Annotated in this window: 18 protein-coding genes and 2 tRNA genes; 15 read left to right on the top strand and 5 right to left on the bottom strand. The window is 39.2% G+C overall.

Going from position 1 to position 15,640, the window contains the following annotated elements:
- Complete coding sequence (locus AC0JIQ_RS15845) at nt 1-369, top strand: ribonuclease E inhibitor RraB (RefSeq protein ID WP_004665271.1); 369 nt, start codon at nt 1-3, stop codon at nt 367-369.
- Nucleotides 370-436: 67 nt separating this feature from the next.
- On the opposite strand, the gene AC0JIQ_RS15840 is transcribed toward AC0JIQ_RS15845, so the two are convergent.
- Nucleotides 437-904: an Lrp/AsnC ligand binding domain-containing protein gene (locus AC0JIQ_RS15840; RefSeq protein WP_005218880.1), complete on the bottom strand. Its 468-nt coding sequence runs from the start codon at nt 902-904 to the stop codon at nt 437-439.
- Nucleotides 905-1,040: 136 nt separating this feature from the next.
- Between AC0JIQ_RS15840 and AC0JIQ_RS15835 the strand changes: the two genes are divergently transcribed.
- The 4 genes from AC0JIQ_RS15835 (at nt 1,041) to AC0JIQ_RS15820 (ending at nt 5,422) form a co-directional block, all read left to right on the top strand.
- A complete protein-coding gene (locus AC0JIQ_RS15835) occupies nt 1,041-2,297 on the top strand; it encodes a D-amino acid dehydrogenase (RefSeq protein WP_474202184.1) in 1,257 nt (418 codons plus the stop codon).
- 24 nt (nt 2,298-2,321) lie between these two features.
- Nucleotides 2,322-3,425: an alanine racemase gene (alr, locus tag AC0JIQ_RS15830; protein WP_474202183.1), complete on the top strand. Its 1,104-nt coding sequence runs from the start codon at nt 2,322-2,324 to the stop codon at nt 3,423-3,425.
- Nucleotides 3,426-3,435: 10 nt separating this feature from the next.
- The gene (locus AC0JIQ_RS15825) at nt 3,436-3,795 is read left to right on the top strand and encodes a RidA family protein (RefSeq protein ID WP_474202182.1); all 360 of its coding nucleotides are present in this window, start codon (nt 3,436-3,438) and stop codon (nt 3,793-3,795) included.
- Between the two features lie 190 nt (nt 3,796-3,985).
- Entirely contained in the window at nt 3,986-5,422 is a 1,437-nt protein-coding gene (locus AC0JIQ_RS15820; RefSeq protein WP_046739275.1) for an amino acid permease, read from the top strand.
- Between the two features lie 133 nt (nt 5,423-5,555).
- On the opposite strand, the gene AC0JIQ_RS15815 is transcribed toward AC0JIQ_RS15820, so the two are convergent.
- A tRNA-Gly gene (locus AC0JIQ_RS15815) sits at nt 5,556-5,631 on the bottom strand.
- Nucleotides 5,632-5,675: 44 nt separating this feature from the next.
- Nucleotides 5,676-5,751: transfer RNA gene (locus tag AC0JIQ_RS15810), tRNA-Gly, on the bottom strand.
- A gap of 189 nt (nt 5,752-5,940) precedes the next feature.
- On the opposite strand from AC0JIQ_RS15810, the gene AC0JIQ_RS15805 reads away from it, so the two are divergent.
- From AC0JIQ_RS15805 to AC0JIQ_RS15785, 5 genes are all read left to right on the top strand, one after another.
- The gene (locus AC0JIQ_RS15805; RefSeq protein WP_004665260.1) at nt 5,941-6,249 is read left to right on the top strand and encodes a BolA family protein; all 309 of its coding nucleotides are present in this window, start codon (nt 5,941-5,943) and stop codon (nt 6,247-6,249) included.
- 9 nt (nt 6,250-6,258) lie between these two features.
- A complete protein-coding gene (locus AC0JIQ_RS15800; protein ID WP_005155351.1) occupies nt 6,259-6,651 on the top strand; it encodes a SirB2 family protein in 393 nt (130 codons plus the stop codon).
- A gap of 80 nt (nt 6,652-6,731) precedes the next feature.
- Nucleotides 6,732-7,574 carry a ParA family protein gene (locus AC0JIQ_RS15795; RefSeq protein ID WP_004665257.1) on the top strand — a complete coding sequence of 281 codons (843 nt, stop codon included), beginning with the start codon at nt 6,732-6,734 and terminating at the stop codon, nt 7,572-7,574.
- Nucleotides 7,575-7,583: 9 nt separating this feature from the next.
- Nucleotides 7,584-7,976, top strand: a complete 393-nt coding sequence (locus tag AC0JIQ_RS15790; RefSeq protein WP_004665256.1) for a hypothetical protein — start codon at nt 7,584-7,586, stop codon at nt 7,974-7,976.
- A 209-nt stretch (nt 7,977-8,185) separates the two neighbouring features.
- The gene (locus AC0JIQ_RS15785; RefSeq protein ID WP_042862441.1) at nt 8,186-8,776 is read left to right on the top strand and encodes a threonine transporter RhtB; all 591 of its coding nucleotides are present in this window, start codon (nt 8,186-8,188) and stop codon (nt 8,774-8,776) included.
- Between the two features lies 1 nt (nt 8,777).
- Here the strand turns inward: AC0JIQ_RS15785 and AC0JIQ_RS15780 are convergent, their stop codons facing one another.
- Nucleotides 8,778-9,416, bottom strand: a complete 639-nt coding sequence (locus AC0JIQ_RS15780) for a DedA family protein (RefSeq protein ID WP_474202181.1) — start codon at nt 9,414-9,416, stop codon at nt 8,778-8,780.
- A 236-nt stretch (nt 9,417-9,652) separates the two neighbouring features.
- On the opposite strand from AC0JIQ_RS15780, the gene AC0JIQ_RS15775 reads away from it, so the two are divergent.
- Nucleotides 9,653-10,075 (top strand): DoxX family protein, encoded by a 423-nt coding sequence (locus AC0JIQ_RS15775; RefSeq protein WP_004665250.1) that lies wholly within the window; start codon nt 9,653-9,655, stop codon nt 10,073-10,075.
- Between the two features lie 146 nt (nt 10,076-10,221).
- Complete coding sequence (locus AC0JIQ_RS15770) at nt 10,222-10,590, top strand: NirD/YgiW/YdeI family stress tolerance protein (RefSeq protein WP_474202180.1); 369 nt, start codon at nt 10,222-10,224, stop codon at nt 10,588-10,590.
- A 46-nt stretch (nt 10,591-10,636) separates the two neighbouring features.
- Here AC0JIQ_RS15770 and AC0JIQ_RS15765 read toward each other — a convergent pair whose 3' ends face one another.
- Nucleotides 10,637-11,863, bottom strand: coding sequence for a DUF445 domain-containing protein (locus AC0JIQ_RS15765; RefSeq protein WP_171062483.1), 1,227 nt, complete (start codon nt 11,861-11,863; stop codon nt 10,637-10,639).
- A 443-nt stretch (nt 11,864-12,306) separates the two neighbouring features.
- On the opposite strand from AC0JIQ_RS15765, the gene guaA reads away from it, so the two are divergent.
- The 3 genes from guaA to AC0JIQ_RS15750 all read left to right on the top strand — a co-directional run bounded on the left by guaA (nt 12,307) and on the right by AC0JIQ_RS15750 (nt 15,640).
- The gene (gene guaA / locus AC0JIQ_RS15760) at nt 12,307-13,875 is read left to right on the top strand and encodes a glutamine-hydrolyzing GMP synthase (protein WP_004665243.1); all 1,569 of its coding nucleotides are present in this window, start codon (nt 12,307-12,309) and stop codon (nt 13,873-13,875) included.
- Between the two features lie 147 nt (nt 13,876-14,022).
- Nucleotides 14,023-14,940 carry a restriction endonuclease gene (locus AC0JIQ_RS15755; protein WP_474202179.1) on the top strand — a complete coding sequence of 306 codons (918 nt, stop codon included), beginning with the start codon at nt 14,023-14,025 and terminating at the stop codon, nt 14,938-14,940.
- Nucleotides 14,941-15,112: 172 nt separating this feature from the next.
- Nucleotides 15,113-15,640: a PadR family transcriptional regulator gene (locus AC0JIQ_RS15750; protein WP_474202178.1), complete on the top strand. Its 528-nt coding sequence runs from the start codon at nt 15,113-15,115 to the stop codon at nt 15,638-15,640.

Below are 15,640 nucleotides of genomic sequence, written 5' to 3'. Positions count from 1 at the left end.
ATGACACGCGACTATGAACAATTTCCAGACAATGATAATGGTAATGTCTTGTGGCAGATGGTTGAAGATGGCAATGATCTCACTGAACCACATGAAGTTGAATTTTCGATTGTGTTTGAAAAACAAGAGCAAGTTGAAAAATGTGCACTCCATCTGTTGCACCAAGAACAAAAGATCTCACTTTATCAAGAAGAGTTACACTCAGATGGCTCAGATATGTGGGTGTTGAATATCCATATTAATATGATGCTTGAATACGATGATATTGCAGACTTAGAAGAGTGGATGACACGTATTGCACAAGAGTTTGATGGTGAATATGACGGTTGGGGTTGTATGAGCTATATCTACGATGATGAAGACGAATAATCATACCTATTCAGCCTGCATCTGCAGGCTGAAACATTTTTAATCGTTGCTAGGACGCAATTTAATCTTATTTACTCACATCCAAATAAAGACTTTCTTTGACTTCTTCCATCACGACATAGCTATGTGAAGATGCCGAAGCAGGCAGCTTTTTTAGTAAATCACCTAATAATCGTCGATAGGCACTCATTTCTTTTAGTCTTGCTTTGACTAAATAATCAAACTCTCCTGAGATCAAATGACATTCCAAAACTTCGGGAATATCAACAAGGTCACGTGCAACTTGATCAAAAACATCACCAGATTTGGCTGAAAGTTTAATTTCTAAAAAGACCAAAAGACTGCGGTCAACATGGGCAGGATTGAGCCGTGCGTAATAGCCCATGATGATCCCTTCGCGCTCTAAGCGTTTAACACGTTCTGAACACGGGGTGGTGGACAAATTGACACGTAAAGCCAGCTCACTAATTGCAATCCGACCTTCACGTTGCAGAATATCTAAAATCAGGCGATCAATACGGTCTAATTTACGCATAGATTATTCCCTTTTATTTTAATTTTTTCACGACGAAAACATGAAATTACCTAGATTATAAGCCTAAAAATAGTGAAAAAAACTATTGATGCAAAAATATACTAGTTAAATAAACTAGTGTGCGTGAGGGATTGTTATGCGCGTCATCGTCTTAGGAAGTGGTGTTATTGGTGTAGCAAGTGCTTATTACCTTGCACAGCAAGGTGCTCAAGTGACTGTGCTTGATCGTCAATCGGGTCCTGCCAAGGAAACCAGCTTTGGTAATGCAGGGCAAATTTCCCCAGGATATTCGACACCGTGGGCAGCGCCAGGAATTCCTTTTAAAGCAGTTAAATGGATGTTTCAACATCATGCACCACTAGCCATTAATATTGACGGCAGTATGTGGCAGTTACAGTGGATGGCTCAAATGCTGAAAAACTGTAATCCACAAAGCTATGCAGTGAACAAAGAGCGCATGATGCGTGTTGCGGAATATAGCCGTGACTGTCTGCGTGATCTAAGAACAAAAACCGGCATTAATTACGAAAATCGTTCTAGAGGTACGTTGCAAGTATTCCGTAATGACGCTCAGCTAGAGGCGGTGCAACGTGATATTCAAGTGCTCAAAGAATGTGGTGTGGATTTCGATTTACTTAATGCACAAGAGTTAGCACGCGTAGAGCCTGCTTTAGCGCATACCGATAAGTTAGTGGGTGGTTTACATTTGCCAAATGATGAGACAGGTGATTGTTATTTATTCACCAATGCCTTGGCAAAACTGGCACAAGATTTGGGTGTGGAGTTTAAGTTTGATCAGAATGTTGAAAACTTAATTGTTGAAGGTGATGAAATCAAAGGCGTCATGGTCAATGGAGCAGTTTTAACAGCCGACCGTTTTGTTCTTGCTTTTGGTAGTTATTCTCGTGACTTCCTCAAACCATTGGCGCTCAATTTGCCTGTATATCCAGTGAAGGGCTATTCATTAACAATTCCAATTGTTGATACTGCACTTGCACCACAATCCACCGTTTTAGATGAAACTTACAAAGTTGCGATTACACGTTTTGATCAACGTATTCGTGTTGGTGGTATGGCGGAATTGAGTGGTTTTAATCTGGGCTTGAATGAAGACCGTCGTGCCACTTTAGAAATGGTGACTCAAGATTTATTCCCTGGCGGTGATTTACAGCAAGCTTCGTTCTGGACGGGCTTACGTCCAATGACACCTGATAGTACCCCGATTATCGGTGCGACTCAGTATAAGAATTTATTCTTGAATACTGGACATGGCACTTTAGGTTGGACGATGGCATGTGGTTCAGGAAAATTAATTAGTGATCTGGTGATGAATCATCGCCCAGACATTAGTACGGATGGTTTGTCCATTCAGCGCTATTCACACGCAGCATAATTACAGCGTACAAGGAAGTTTATTATGCCTCGCCCAATTACTGCGGTCATCCATACTCAGGCTTTGCGTCAAAACCTCGAGATTGTGAGAGCTAGTGTTCCAGATAGTAAGGTGTTTGCTGTAGTCAAAGCCAATGCTTACGGACATGGTATTGAACGTGTTTATGAATCATTTAAAACAGCAGATGGTTTTGCTTTACTGGATGTTGAAGAAGCAAAACGACTACGTGCACTCGGTTGGACAGGGCCTATTCTATTGCTCGAAGGGATTTTCGCTCCTCAAGATTTATTTGATTGTGTCCAGTATCAACTCAGTTTTACCATTCACAATGAGCAACAAGTTGAGTGGGTGCAGCAGCACATTTACCCCGCACAGTTTGATATTTTCTTAAAAATGAACAGTGGTATGAACCGATTAGGTTTCAAGCCACAACAATACCGCAAAGTCTGGCAGCATCTGCAACGCCTTAATCATGTTGCTAAAATCACCCATATGACGCATTTCTCTGATGCAGATGGGGAGCGTTTTGATCAAGCTGGCGTGGACTATCAACTCACAGAATTTGAAAGCACCATTCAAGATTTACCTGGGGAAAGATCGGTGAGCAATAGTGCCGCCATCCTCAGATATTCATCTCAACTACACTCCGATTATGTCCGTGGTGGCATCATGCTGTATGGAAGCTCTCCCGATTACCCTCAGCATAGTATTCAAGATTGGGGGCTTGCCCCGACCATGAGTTTGCGAAGTGAACTGATTGCAATCCAACAGTTAAATGCCAATGAAAGTGTGGGCTATGGCTCGAATTTTGTCGCTGCGCATGCGATGACCATTGGTATTGTGGCATGTGGTTATGCAGATGGTTATCAGCGTATTTCTCCTACAGGCACCCCTGTTTTAGTCAATGGAATTCGTACTCGAACTATTGGACGAGTCAGTATGGATATGTTGGCAGTTTATTTAACGCCAGTACCGAATGCTGAGATTGGCAGTGAAGTTGTACTTTGGGGAACCTCCAAAACAGGACAAATTCTATCCATTGATGATGTTGCAGCAGCCTCAGGCACAGTTGGCTATGAACTCATGTGTGGTGTAACTGCACGAGTTCCATTTATCACTCAAGACTAAGGAAGTCATCATGTCAGATTTAGATATCCAGAAAATCAATAGCACCGAAGTGATGAGTGCTGTCACCATCTTTAATCAAGTGGTGTATTTATCAGGACAAGTCCCTAAAAACCCCGATTTAGATATTGAGGGGCAAACGAGAGATATTCTTGCAACGATCGAACAGTTACTTGCTTTAGCAAATAGTGATAAATCGCGTTTACTTTCGGTTCAACTTTTTCTCAAAGACCTTGCTGATTTTCCAAAGGTTAATGCGATTTATGTGGATTGGTTAAAAGACAGTGTTGCACCATCGCGTGCCACCATTCAAGCCGATTTGGTCAATCCAAAATGGCTGATTGAAATTGCAGTTATTGCAGCACAAAAATAAAGCGATCAGCTTTATTTTTGTTTAAATAGGCTTAAAAACAAGAAAATTCACGTATTTGTAATCGCCAAAATGGGTTCAGATACGTATTTTCGAGTAATCAAAATAGATCCGTTATTTAAAAAGACAGCTGGCTAAGCTCATAAATTATCGGCGGATTTATTTTAGGAAATAGTAAAAAGGAACTTTTATTATGACGGTGATTCAAAATCAGTCAGAGGACGAACAAGCGCCTCAAGACTTACAACGGAAACTTTCCAATCGCCATTTGCAATTGATTGCGATCGGTGGTGCGATTGGTACAGGACTCTTTATGGGTTCAGGTAAAACGATCTCCCTTGCAGGCCCATCTATTCTGTTCATTTATATGATCATTGGTGGGATGTTCTTTTTCCTGATGCGTGCATTAGGAGAGTTATTACTTGCAAACTTACAGTACAAATCTTTTGTAGATATGGCACATGATCTAATTGGTCCATGGGCAGGTTATTACTTGGGTTGGACTTATTGGCTAGGTTGGGTTTTGGTCGGTATCGCTGACTTAGCGGCTGTGATTAATTATCTTGGCTTTTGGTTGCCTGACGGCACAACCTTTACACCAATTGGCCAAGCGATGATTAGTGCTGGCTGTGTCTTATTTGTCTTAGCGTTGAATTTGCTTACGGTCAAATTGTTTGGTGAAGTCGAATTTTGGTTTGCTTTAATCAAAATTTTGGCAATTATGGGATTAATCGCTGTTGGCGGTTATATGATTTTCAGCCACTTTGTTGCGCCACATGGCACCGTTGCTTCATTTAGTAATATTTGGTCGCATGGTGGGATGTTCCCCAAAGGTTTAGATGGCTTCTTAGCAGGATTCCAAATCGCAGTTTTTGCTTTTGTTGGTGTGGAGTTAATCGGAACAACAGCCGCTGAAACCAAAGATCCTCACAAGAACTTACCCAAGGCGATTAATGCGATTCCGATTCGTATTATTTTGTTCTATGTCTTGGCTTTACTCGTGGTGATGTCTGTGACGCCTTGGGATCATATTCGTGCGGATAAAAGTCCTTTTGTTGAATTATTCTTAAATGCAGGGATTGTGACTTCTGCGATTATCATGAATCTTGTTGTGTTATCTTCGGTGATGTCATCCATGAATAGTGGTGTGTTCTCAACAAGTCGGATGTTATTTGGTTTATCGAAAGATGGTCAGGCGCCTAATGCTTTTGGTCGGTTATCAAAGAGCGCTGTTCCAGCCAATGGTTTAATCTTCTCTTGTGTATTCATCATGGGAGGCGCGGTACTACAATACTTCGTGCCAAACACGATTGAAGCATTTACCTTAGCAAGCTCTTTATGCGTGATTCTATTTATCAGCGTCTGGAGTCTGATTATGGTGTGTTATATCCGCTACCGTAAGTTACGTCCTGAATTACATGCCCAATCAACATTCAAAATGCCGGGTGGGGTGTTCATGTCTTATGTCGTGATTGCGTTCTTGATGTTTACTTTAGTGATTTTGGCGCTTGAACCCGATACCTTGAAAGCCTTATACATTAGTCCGTTATGGATTTTAATTTTAAGCGTGACTTATCGTGTGCTATATAAACCGAGAATGCGCCGATTAGATGAAAAGTCAGTCGCTTAGTCAGATAGATTGACCGAACTAAAACACGGGTGTCTCTATCTCAATGAGGCGCCTTTTTTATTGACAAGATGATGTATTAAAGAAATCTCAGCAAGAAAAAAGCCCTAATCTTTCGATTAGGGCTTTTTAAATTTGGAGCGGGAAACGAGACTCGAACTCGCGACCCCAACCTTGGCAAGGTTATGCTCTACCAACTGAGCTATTCCCGCATATTGAGCAGTTTTTACTAAAACTTACACTTAAAAAACCAAACTGGAGCGGGAAACGAGACTCGAACTCGCGACCCCAACCTTGGCAAGGTTATGCTCTACCAACTGAGCTATTCCCGCGTGCCGCTTATAATACATTAAGCAAAACAAGGGTCAACAACTTTATGCAAATAAATTAATTAATTGCATAAAATTAAAGCATTTCTGCGATTAAAAAAGTTAAAAGGCAAAATTTTGTACAAAATTTTCTCTTCATCTAGGGTCATGTATACTAAGGCGCTATCACAATCTGACTTTATAGAGTGGCTGATGAAATTAGAGCAACAGTTGATTGAGCGTTTGCAAACCTTAACACCGACCCATTTGGAGGTATTGAATGAGTCGGCTGGACATGGAGGCTATTTCCCAGGAAAAGAATCGCATTTTAAAGTGATTGTGGTGAGTGAGGAGTTTCAGGGTTTACGTTTAGTACAGCGTCATCAAAAAATCTATGCTGTGGCTGCTGAACTGATGAGTCCTGGTAAAATTCATGCTTTAGCAATTCATGCTTACGTTCCTAGTGAATGGCAAGGTCAAGCGCCAGCCAGTCCTGAATGTGCACACGCACCTAAAAGTTAAGGATGGATCATGGACGCACATTTACTCACCAAAATTATTCATATGTCCGCTGTGAGTTTGCTAATTATTGCTTTTGTTTTTCGTGCAGCAACTTTATTTGTTGGTGTTCAGGATCAGCAGCCAAATCCAAAGGGATTTAAAGCACTCGTTGGCTTACAACATTTATCACTGACGCTGATTATTGTGACAGGTGCTATTTTAGTGGTGATGAAAAACTTTGAGGTCGCGCCTTGGTTTTATGCCAAAGTGATTCTCTTTTTTGTACTTTGGTCATCTTTAATCAAAATTTATAAAAAAGATAACAGCGTGTTGTTACAGCAGCGCCGTGCAGGTTTGTTGGTTGGTACAGTGGCATTGGTTGGTATTATTGGCTTAGTCATCATTAAACCTGTTTTTGCGTAATTGTTTGACATTGTTTTAGTAATTGTTTTTGCACTAGGTTAAACTGCGTGCAGTTTACAAAAATCTTGTAGAGGGAAATCATGTTAACTCGTGTGGTATTTAACCAAAAAGGTGGTGTAGGGAAATCAAGTATTACAGTCAACTTAGCTGCAATTAGTGCTAAGCAAGGTTTAAGAACTTTGGTGATTGATCTTGATCCACAAGCAAATTCAAGCCAGTACCTTTTAGGTGAAGATGCAACATATTCTGCTGACAAAGCAGCATTAGAGCCAAACATTGAAAATTTCTTTGAAGATATTTTGGGAAGCACGCAGCAAAAGGGCCTGATTGGTAATGCAATTGGTTCAATTTTGAAAGCACCACGTGGTAAGGGTTTAGAAAGTTACGTTCATCGCTCATCTTTTGAAAACTTAGATGTGATTCCTGCAAGCCCAAGTCTTGGTGCTTTGGAGCATGCATTAGAAAGTAAGCACAAAATTTATAAGTTACGCGACTCGATTCAGTCCCTGAGTGCGCGTTATGACCGTATTTTTATTGATACTCCTCCAGCGTTTAACTTTTTTACGTTATCAGCATTAATTTCAGCAGACCGAGTATTGATTCCTTTCGATTGTGATGTCTTCTCGAAACGCGCGTTACAAACTTTGATTGAAAATGTACTCGAAACCCAAGATGATCATAATGATCGCTTGGAGATTGAAGGAATTGTCGTCAATCAATTCCAATCTCAAGCAAAGTTACCGCGTGAAGTGGTTCAGCAATTAAAAGATGAAGGTTTGCCTGTTTTAGAAAGCATGTTACCGCCATCCGTGTTGATGAAAGAATCACATCAAAAGAATTTACCCTTGATTCACTTGGCATCAGAACATAAGTTGACCTTAGCTTACGTCACTTTATTTGGTGAGATTGAATCAAAAAAATAAGAGAATCTTATGAAACGCTTATATTGGATGCCTGTGTTAGCACTCAGTATGTTATTAGGTGCTTGCGCATCAACGGTTAAGCCGTCTTATGTTTCACCAACTCAGTACCAAGCTTTAAACTGCCAACAGTTGCAAGCTGAATATAATCGTATTCAACAGTACATCGATAATGGTGTGCAGACACCTAAGCGGACTGGAGTTGGTGTCGGTGTTGGACTTGGTGGTGGTTGGGCAAGAGGCGGTGGTTGGGGAATTTCGCCAACAATCTCATTAAATATGGGACAGTCGATGAATACCAAGAACACAGAGCTCGCTAACTTATTAGGTCAGCAGGATGCAATTGTGCAAGCTGCACAGTTCAAAGGTTGTGCAATTGTGGTCAAGCCACGTTCAAAATCATAAGTTGAAATTCATTTATCACTGTAATTTATTACAGTGATAAATAACTAAATTTTAGCAAAATGTTTCAAGATAAAAATATATAAAACAATATCTTATTAATATTTATATTCATTTCTTTAATTTTTATAGCCTAATTTTCTCCCCTAAATTTGTTTTTTTGCTTCAAATTCGTTTAAGGTGGCGAGCATATTTTGTCATCTGGTCTGTCTATGATTGAGAGTTGGTTTTTTGTTTTGGCGATGTTGGCGGTGTTATTAATACCCGGTCCAACCAATGCATTGCTCGCCAGTGCAACTCATCAACAAGGGGCTTTTAAGACGATAATCTTCATTCCAATTGAATGGTTGGGATATGTATATGGCATAAGTTTGTGGGCATTATTTATTCATCTCTTTGAGCCGATTTGGCCAGCTTTAGATGTGATTTTACATACGGTGAGTTTAGCATTGGTACTTTGGATGGCATTTCATCTTTGGAAAAGTGCGCATTTGCAAAAATATGATCAACGCCATCAGAAGATACGTAAGACAAAATTATTTAGCGCGACCTTAAAAAATCCAAAAACAGTGCTTTTAGCGGCAGGTATTTTTCCTGTTGAAACATGGAATTCGATTGAAAATGCAGTGCTAGTTTTTGCGATTTTTAGTGTGATTTTAATCCCTGTAAGTATTTTTTGGATGTACTTCGGACGAGCACTTTTGGTTGGGAGTTTTAATGGAATTACAGCCGACCATTTATATAAAGGGTCGGCAATGTTATTACTGATCTGTATGTTGCCTATGATTTTTCGATTATTTTAATTTATTGAGTTTTACGCTCATTTAGCTTTTGCCGAACAAAACCGATAACGCCCGGCAAGATACTGATGATAATAATGCCAAAAATTAAATAGGTGAAGTTATCTTTAACGATTGGCATATTACCAAAGATATAACCTAACGTAATAAATGATGCGATCCAACAAAAAGCACCAATTACGTTATAGGTGAGGAAAAATTTATAATTCATACTGCCTGCACCTGCGACAAATGGTGCAAAGGTACGTGCAAACGGAACAAAGCGGGCAAAAATAATAGTTTTACCGCCATGACGTTGGAAGAACTGCTGTGTTTTGAGTAAATGTTGTTGATTGATAAATCGTGAATTCATTTCGAATACACGCGGGCCGATATAACGCCCAATATGGTAATTTACGGTATCACCTAATACTGCGGCAATAAATAATAAAATACCGAGTACCCACGGATCCATCGCACCAGTTGATGCTGCTAGCGCACCCGCAGCAAATAATAAGCTATCTCCGGGTAAAAAAGGCATCACTACGAGACCCGTTTCAACGAAGATAATTAAAAATAAAATGGCATAAATCCATACGCCATAATTGGTAATAAATTCTAAAAGGTGTTCATCAACGTGCAGAATAAAATCAATAAGTTCCATGAAGCTGTTAACAGTATGAATTTGAGCTAAATCCTAGCAGTGCAACTATAGAATGTCAGTATAAAAACCAATTTAATTGGTAACATTCATTGAGTAGCGACATGATTAATTTTGATCTGGAATAATGGTTTTTGTTGCAAATATAGAACGATGCATTAACTAATATAATGTTTATTGCAAAATAAAACACACATAAACTGTTTCTATAGTAAAAAACAATCAGTGTGGAATCAATTATGTTTAATCCAAATGTTATCGTAAAAAATATCGTAACGCAGTCAGGTGTAGAGAATATCGTTACGCTTGTTGCTCGGATCCTCATGGCCTATATTTTTATTATTGCAGGATGGGGCAAGCTCAGTGCTTATGGCGCTACAGCAGGTTATATGGAATCGATGGGTGTGCCTGCCGCATTGTTACCAGTAACTATCTTGGTTGAGTTTGGTGGTGGACTTGCGCTGTTATTTGGTTTTCAAGCCCGTTTAGCTGCATTTGGTTTAGGTATTTTTAGCATTATTACCGCATTCATTTTCCATGGCGCAGATGATCAAATGCAACAAATCAACTTTATGAAAAACTTAGCTATGTCTGGTGGTTTATTTTATTTAATGTTGCATGGTGCAGGTCGTTTGAGTTTAGATCATGTGATTGAGAAATAATGAGCCATTTAAAACAATCCCCACGTTAGTGAGTGGGGATCGGTTTTTATACACATAAAGTTAATGCTTAATTACAAACAGAAGCTGAAACAAGGGCTTATCTCTTTTTAGATAATAATAAAGAGAAAAGCTGGAGGAAGTATTCAATGAAACAAATCTTGATGCCTTGTGGAATAGCAATTTTAATTGGCTTATCAACATCAACTTGGGCAGGTAAAGATGATCATGTGCTTGTGCAAGAAGCAGCAAAAAATGTGGTAACGGTGAATCAGATTGCTCAACTGGCTGATGAAACGGGTGTTACTTTGACAGGCCAAATTACGAAACATTTGCGAAGTGATCATTACGAATTTAAAGATCAGAGTGGTACGATTGGCATTGAAGTTGATGATGATATTTGGCGTAAAGCAGGTTTGAAAGTGGGTGATCATGTTCGGCTAGTGGGCGAGGTGGATACCCACCGCTATAAACCCACTGACATTGAAGTGATTAGAATAGAAAAGCACTCACATTAAGAAGCATAAAAAAGGAAGCCTTAGCTTCCTTTTCTAATCATATTTTTTAAAGCATAAAGTGGATCTGCATTTCCCCTACAAGGAAACCTAATACAGCACCAACAATAATTAATGACCATTCATCTTCTTTAAATGCAGGGCGGAGCATACCTTCAAATTCTTCAGGGCTTAACTGCTGCATTCTTTCGACCAAAGTATTGCGGACATTCATCGCATCTTCAGCATAAGACTCTACATAACGCATTGTTTCAGGAAGCTGTTGTAAAATGCGTTCCGCAACTTCAGCTTTTAAATTCTGATATTTTTCACCACCAATCGCATAAACAACCAATGGACGAACAATACCTGCTTGTAGATCAATTTCTTGTTTCACATGGCGACTGACGAGTTCGATCACTTTATCTGAATTGGTTCCAGAAAAAAGCTCTTCCATCATATTACGGGATGTGAGTAATTGTTTAGAAATGAGCGCTGCATAGTCTGCCGCGACTTCATTTTGACGTTTGATGAACAAACCTTGCCATGTGTAGCCCAAAATCTTCTTTGGGTACAATGGTCTAAACATCATTTGTAAAGCCATCCAGTCACTGAAAAAGCCGACAAAGCCTCCGAACATTGGCAGCATCCAAGGATATTTTCCTTGAGTGACCACCCAACACAACATTTGCACTACACCAATGGCGAAACCAAAAATAAAGCCGACATTACTAAAGAATTTGAATTCTTGTTTGCCGACTTTTTTGAAAATTTCGTTGAGAAGACGCTTATCTTTGAGGAGATTGCTAATCACCATGTGCTTGATGTCAAAGTATTTGATCACATCTTTTTGCACTTCACCCATGATATGTTCAACAATCTCAGGGGCTTTGGCTTGAACTCGCTTAATTAATTTCTTTCGTGCGAACTCAGGCATACCTTCCCATAAACCCGGTTGATATTGTTGTGCAACTTCACGAGTAATGTCTTCGGCAGCAGCCATTAATGGTTTTTCAATTTCTTGAGCAATCCTTTTCGGATCCAGTCTGGCAAAAATTTCTTGGGGTTGAATTAACTTCGAGGTCATTAACTCAACGGCTATGGTCGCCATTTTTTCAGCTTTTCGCGGGACGATGCCTTGCCATCCGATTGGAAGACCAAATAACCTTAGTCCCTTAAATTCAAGTGGTGCAAACATCATTTGAATGGCAATAACTTTAGTTACATAGCCAATAAAGCCACTAATAAATGGGATCGAAATATATAACCAGAAATTCTGTTGAAAATCCGCAATCATTTCTTGAAACATTATTTTATTGGTCCTTCAAGTCCTAATTGTTGCTCGTGATAGGGCAAGCCATAGATGATAGTGAAATATTTTACAATATTGACTGAGCCAATATCTTTTAGGCTTTTAGTTACCTTTTTATTTTTCCTCTTTCCAAGGATAGTGCAGTCGCACAAAAAGGAAACGATGATGCCGACAGCATACCTTTCCGTGGTAATGCCTATTTTCGACTCATCATCTTAGCACCAATTTTTGCTTTTTGTTGATCGGAATCAGCAAGAATTGTTGATTTAATTCTCTTTTCCAACACGTGCTTGGGGAATTTTAGTTTAAATATCAGTCGCAATTGATCATACGTACTAAAAAATAAGATAGATGATGAATTGCGGTGCGCCAAAGCGTGAAAAATGTTAGAATATGGCGCTTAATTCATTTGCCTTTAATGTTTAGCCATGACGACCAATACTCAAATTACTGAAGATCGTATCCTTATTTTGGATTTCGGCTCTCAATATAGCCAGCTGATTGCACGTCGCGTACGTGAAGCGGGTGTTTATTCTGAAATGTATGCTTTCGATATGTCTGAAGAAGACATTCGTGCGTTTAATCCGAACGGGATTATTTTGTCAGGTGGTCCTGAGAGCGTACATGAAGAAGGTAGTCCACGTGCGCCACAAGTTGTATTTGAACTTGGTGTGCCAGTATTGGGTATTTGCTATGGCTTGCAAACCATGTCTGAACAGCTTGGTGGTAAAGTAGAACCAGGTACAGTTCACGAATTTGGTTATGCTGCTGTTGATGTGTTGGTACGTGATCAATTATTGGGTGATCTGAATGATGGTGACGACAAGCTTAATGTTTGGATGAGTCATGGCGATAAAGTCAGTGTGATTCCAGAAGGTTTCTCTGTTACTGCAAGCACACCAAGCTGTCCATTTGCCGCAGTAAGTGATGAAGCACGTCGTTTCTATGGTGTTCAATTCCACCCTGAAGTGACCCATACAGCGAAAGGCGCAGAGTTATTATCGAACTTTGTGCATGGGATTTGTGGATGCCGTAATCTCTGGAATTCTGAAAACATCATTGACTTGCGTGTTGAACAATTGCGTGAGCAAATTGGCGATCAAAAAGTTCTGTTAGGTCTTTCTGGTGGTGTGGATTCTTCGGTTGTTGCTGCATTGCTTCACAAAGCAATTGGCGATCAATTGACATGTGTATTTGTAGACAATGGCTTACTTCGTTTAAACGAAGGTGAACAAGTGATGGACATGTTCGCGAAAAACATGGGTATCCGTGTGATTCGTGCTGATGCTGAACAGCGTTTCTTAACGGCGTTAGCGGGTGAAGTTGATCCTGAGAAAAAACGTAAAATTATTGGTCGTGAATTCATCGAAGTATTTGCTGAAGAAGCACGTAAACTTGATGGCGTAAATTTCCTTGCACAAGGTACGATTTACCCAGACGTGATCGAATCTGCTGCAACCAAAAATGGTAAAGCACATGTGATTAAATCACACCATAACGTGGGTGGTTTACCTGATGATTTGGCATTTGAGTTAGTTGAGCCGATTCGTGATTTGTTTAAAGATGAAGTACGCCGTCTAGGTACAACTTTAGGTTTACCACATGAAATGCTTTATCGTCACCCATTCCCAGGTCCAGGTTTAGGCGTGCGTATTTTGGGTGAAGTGAAAAAAGAATATGCGGATATTCTTCGTCTTGCGGATGACATCTTTATGCAAGAGCTTCGTGCAAGTGGTTGGTACGACAAAACTGCGCAAGCATTTGCAGTATTCCAACCTGTAAAATCGGTGGGTGTTGTCGGTGATGGTCGCCGTTATGCATGGGTGATTGCGCTTCGTGCGGTTGAAACGGTTGACTTTATGACAGCGCGTTTCGCTCATTTACCGTATGACTTAGTTGATAAAATCTCAACGCGTATCATGAACGAAATCAAAGATGTTTCTCGTGTTGTTTACGATGTGTCATCTAAACCACCAGCAACGATTGAGTGGGAATAAACTGGAACTTCAAGTAATAAAGCTGTTTGCCGGTTTTATGCTAAGAGCCATCCTTATATCAAGATAAAATTACCTTTAAAAAAGAGCGCTTAGGTGCTCTTTTTTTGATTTATAATTTTTAAAGATTAAATTTATAAGAGAAAGAGTATGGCTTTGCCTAACCATCAAGAATTGATGTTACCGTTGTTAAAGGTTTTAAAAAAACAAAGCCAACCGATTCAAATTAGTCAAGCTGGAAAATTATTGGCTGAACAGTCAAATTTAACGTCAGAAGAATTAACTAAAATGATTCCTAGTGGTAAGAGAACAGTTTTTTATGATCGTGTTGGGTGGGCAAAAACATATTTAGTGAAGGCAGGATTAATTCATCAACCAGATTGGGGATTATGTGAATTATCTAAGGAAGCTAAGAAGTTAGATTTAGAGTTATTAAATAAAATAGATAATGATTTTTTAATGCAATATGAGAGCTTTCGTAATTTTAAAATGCCACCAAATATTAAAGGCGATAAACAAATCACCTCTACTTTAGAAAAATCTGATTTAGAAACACCAGGAGAGTCACTTCAAAGAATAAATGAAATTTTATTATCTAGTTTGAAAGATGATTTGCTGAATCTTGTAAAAGCAAAGCACCCTTCATTCTTTGAACGATTAGTTGTAGATTTGCTTGTTGCTATGGGCTATGGGGGTTCACATCAAGATGCTGCACAAGCAATAGGTAAAACAAGTGATGGTGGTATTGATGGAATCATCAGTGAAGATCGCTTGGGTTTAGACAAAATTTATATTCAAGCAAAGCGCTGGGAAAATACCGTTGGTCGCCCAGATATACAACAGTTCAAAGGTGCATTAGCCGATCAGGTTGCTAAGAAAGGTGTATTTATTACGACCTCAAGTTTTAGCAAAGAAGCAGTCGAATCTGCAAAAAAATCTGGAATTGTATTAATTGATGGAGAAAAGCTAACTTCTTTAATGATCGAGTTCGGTTTAGGTGTGCAAGTTGAGCGAAGTTTTTATATTTATAAAATAGATCAAGATCGGTTTGATGAAGATAGTTTTTAAGAGCGCTCAGTCGCTCTTTTTTATTACTTAACTTTATAAAATTTCTCTATAAAAAATTAATAAATCATTAAATATCAAAATTATAAAATTTAAAGATATATCTTAACTTGCTATAAGAATAATTAAGATATATCTTATTAATCGTAAATTAAGCAGTGTGAGAAAAATAAAGATGAGACATCAATCAGATCATCGTGAAAATGAACATGATACACATCATCGAGAGCATCACCGTTCAGGTCGTCGCGGTCGTTTATTTGAATCAGGGCGAATGAAATTGTTAGTGCTGCATTTGATTCAGCAAAATCCCAAACATGGTTATGAAATTATTAAAGAAATTAGTGATCTTGTTGGTGATGGCTATACACCAAGTGCAGGGACAATTTACCCAACTCTCACCAGTTTGGAAGAAATGAACTGTATTTCTTTGCTCGATGCCGAGCGTAAACAATATCAAGTCACCGAATATGGCGAAACGTACCTGAAAGATCAGCAAGAAATGTTGACAGCTTTATTGGAAAAACTACGTATTAGACGTGAAATCCATAACAACGATCAACTGATAGAGATCCATCGAGCAATGGAAAATCTAAAAACAGCATTGCGATTAAAACTCAATATTGCTGATCTACAGCAAGAACAAATTTATCAAATTGCTGAAAAGATTGATCAAGCCGCGATTGCGATTGGACGTTTATAA

This window comes from Acinetobacter sp. FB, from assembly GCF_056033405.1.
Note: the sequence above shows the minus strand (reverse complement) of the source record. Positions and strands in the feature narration are given on the sequence as shown.